General features: G+C 46.7%; 4 pseudogenes. 1 reads left to right on the top strand and 3 read right to left on the bottom strand.

What is annotated here, in order from left to right:
- Positions 1 to 253: pseudogene (locus ACSVHP_RS22800) on the bottom strand (transposase); the annotation flags it as partial.
- A 354-nt stretch (positions 254 to 607) separates the two neighbouring features.
- Between ACSVHP_RS22800 and ACSVHP_RS22795 the strand changes: the two are divergent.
- Positions 608 to 774 (top strand): annotated as a pseudogene (locus ACSVHP_RS22795) (transposase); the annotation flags it as partial.
- 104 nt (positions 775 to 878) lie between these two features.
- Here the strand turns inward: ACSVHP_RS22795 and ACSVHP_RS22790 are convergent.
- Together ACSVHP_RS22790 and ACSVHP_RS22785 are read right to left on the bottom strand one after the other, a co-directional pair.
- Positions 879 to 2,107, bottom strand: a pseudogene (locus tag ACSVHP_RS22790) (ISNCY family transposase).
- Positions 2,108 to 3,138: 1,031 nt separating this feature from the next.
- Positions 3,139 to 3,273, bottom strand: a pseudogene (locus ACSVHP_RS22785) (DUF905 family protein); the annotation flags it as partial.
- Between the last annotated feature and the right edge of the window lie 111 nt (positions 3,274 to 3,384).

The raw sequence follows: 3,384 nt of genomic DNA, 5'->3' as shown, positions 1-3,384 counted from the left end.
CCGCGGCTTTTTTTAATATGTCCCGTTCGTCGGTAACCCGCTTCAGCTCTTTCTGGAGACGGCGGATCTCGGCCTGAGCATCTGACTGTTCTTTATTAATGGAAGGATCCGGACCGTACTTCTTTATTCAGGCATAAAGGCTGTGGGTGGTGATATCGAGACGTGTTGCAACGCTGGCAACAGAATAACCGCGATCAACAACCTGTTTGACTGCTTCAGTTTTAAACTCTTCGGGATAACGCTTACCGCTCATGGGCACCTCTCTTTAAGCCATCTTAAATGACTCTGAGGTGTCTGTTAAACCCGTGGCGATTCATTACCATACATAATTCTTTGCTCAAGAGGACTCTTCACTGAACGAAAAGCACGAAAATGTACCCATAAAAAAACCTCCGCAACAGCATGATTTAATAGGATTTAATATCAAAATTTCAAGCTGAAATTCCCATGATTCCCCTAGTAACAAACACCTGACCATAGTGAATTTATGACAATTAGTTAACTCTAGGTGTAAGTATCCCTGCAATCCGCGCCATTCACTTTTAGAGGTCTTCCGATGCCCCCTAGGGAGATCGCTATGCGTAAGATCTGATTCACCGAGCACCAGATCATCGCCGTTCTGAAGTCCGTCGAAGATGGCAGGACCATTAAAGATGTGTGTCGTTAAGCCGCTATTTCCGAAGCCAGCTATTAAAACTAGCAGGCGAGATATGGCGGGATGGAAGCTGCTGATATCAAAAAATCAAAGATCTTGAGGACGAGAATCGTCGTCTTACCCCCATTAATCAGTAACAAACCACCCAAAAATGCACGCTAGAAACGCTACGTAAAAATCTACCCGATGACTGGATATGCACTCAATTGAATAACCCCCGGTTTCAGTCCGTTTTATCGGGATTAGCCTTCTGTTTAGGTAAGTCCGGAGGCTTCACTTGCTGATTAATTTGCGCGCGACGCGTAAGCCAAGGATGGTCAGCTTTAGATTTTACATAGAATTTTGAGCGTAAATCTATGCGGGCATTATCCACACGTTCATGGACACTCTTCTCATAATCCAGTGGTATAGGCTCCGGACCATCAATATACTTTTACCACCCCAATAATTTCCCGACATAAAGAACGTTCATTTCACCGTCAAAGCTTTAGCAAACCGTGACAACCGAATGTCGAAGTCGATATCCCCGGCCTTCACTGCGTATCTGAAACTCAATGCTTTTGTACTGGAAAGTGAGATTTTTGGAGAGAACGCGCCTCGCCTGAAGACTCAAGATATAACCCAGTTCTTTCAGAATGGTGTACATCAAGGTGGGCATTATCAGCAATACGAGGCGGCGTAGCGAACCGGTCGTTATACGCTTCAATAAATGTCGGCAATCATGCGTTTGCTGTTTCAATATTGCTGATACCCTGAAGCCGCATTTCCTTAACCAGCCTGTCCTAGAGTGTCTGATTGGCGCGTTCTAACCGCCCTTTTGCCTGCGGGCTGTTGGCATGGATTGGCTCGATGCCCAGTGCCTTTACCGCACGTGTAAACTGAGTCAACTCCCCTTCCCGCTCCGGGTTATTTACTCGGAATATACTGTGTCTGTCAGAGTAGAGAACCAGTGGTATGCCATGATCATTAAGGTAACCCCGAAGGGTTTCCATGTAGCCCGGGTTGTCTCTGCAGGAGCGAATCGCAGCGCTATCAGAGCATTGGTGGCATCATCGATAAAGACTATCAGTGTGCATTTGGGGCCCCTGCCTTCAAACTATTCATGAGGCGAGCCATCGATGTGGATGAGTTCACCGTAGGATGGAAGTCGCATGCGGCGCTGATATATTCGGACAAGTTTATGACGACGTTCACGCCATATCCCCTCCTCTACCATCCACTTCCTGAGAGTTTCAGTGGATAAACACAAGCCGTGTATCTCGCACAATTTCTCATTGATAAGGCCAACAGAACCTTTATTTCGATATCGATGCACCAGACGTTTAACTTGCCGGATGGAAATACCAATTCGCACCGCCGCTTGTTCCTGATTATATGGCAATTGATTGAGTCCTGAATAATCTGAAGTCTGTCAAGTTCCTTATGTCTCATCGTAATTGTTTCTTTTACCATGTCCCCCCAGATAATTGTCTGGGGACATTTTAGAATGATTCAAAGGGGACATTACAGCTTGGCGTTAACAATGGCCTTACCTCCCTTGCCTTGCGGCAGTTAAAAGGCTATTCTGTTTGTGTCGAGTCAAACAAATGGCCTCGTTTTGTACTGACACCCAAAAGTTGGACAGAATAAACGAAGCATCTAAGAAAGAGTCCATGGAATACATGGGCTTTTTTTCCTTAAAAAGCTAAATTAACTATTCCACTGCCAAATATCCATTTTTCTGCTTTCTCCATGCTCTTCTCTGTTTCTACAACAACCTGTATTCAAGCTTTTCTAGTGTAGATTTAGCTTTTAAGTCTACACCAGTTAATTGAGTAAGGTCCGATGCTTGTTGAAGTAAAGATTAATTGAGTTATATAGAGCATTTTTACATCTATCGCATGCGCACTTTTATCACTTCGAAGAAGTCAAATCTATACATATGCCAAATATCTACACCTGCTTAGCATAAGCTTAAAAGCCAGTCGATCAGACAGACACGCGCTTCACCGTGACAGGTTGAACGGCGCCGAGTCAGTTTTCTTCCGCAAGCCAATGCATCGCGCTCACACGGCGGGCCACCTGTTGTCACGCCAGACTTACCGTCATCCATGTCATGGACAATCAGGTTCTGCAGCAGCCCGACGGAGGCGATGGTTTCAGCCAGGCTGCATACGCTGTCTAAGGAACACAGGATGGTTCGGACGGTGAAGGAGGATTTAACGAGATCAGACAGCGGAACAGTCTCGGTCTGCGCAGCATCGATCGCCGCCTGAAGTGCAGCCAGTTAGGCTTTGTTTGGTTTCTTTACGCTGGCCTTTTTTACGGTTCTTGCTTTAACATCTGTTACTGACATAGTTAGTACCACTCCGATATTCACGATTGTCGGTCCTGCGGAGTTGGCGCTCCGACAGGGTATTTTCTTACTGAACCTGCTCTGGTGAGGTCGCCGCGTGTCTGATGTAGCGGTTAAGGTGGTTCCCCGCATCGGGTTCGAAATTTCACACCCGCGCCATCAGTCGTCCGTTGTAGTAACGAATGGTCAGACGGAAATGTGCCTCCTGATCGTCTTCAATCATCACATTGGTATACTGCGCCGCCACTGCCTCTTCCCGGGTTAATGCCCCTTCCGGCAGCATCAGAGCCGTTTTTTCAGCCCGGCATTCAGGACGGCCGCCAATTCCACATCTCCAGGTGATCTTGACCCGCCATCTCCGGACAGCTTTTGTATCTTAAGTTAACGATGTCCG

The sequence above is a fragment of the Enterobacter sp. 186315 genome (assembly GCF_053290175.1).
This window is presented reverse-complemented; position numbering and strand designations above follow the sequence as displayed.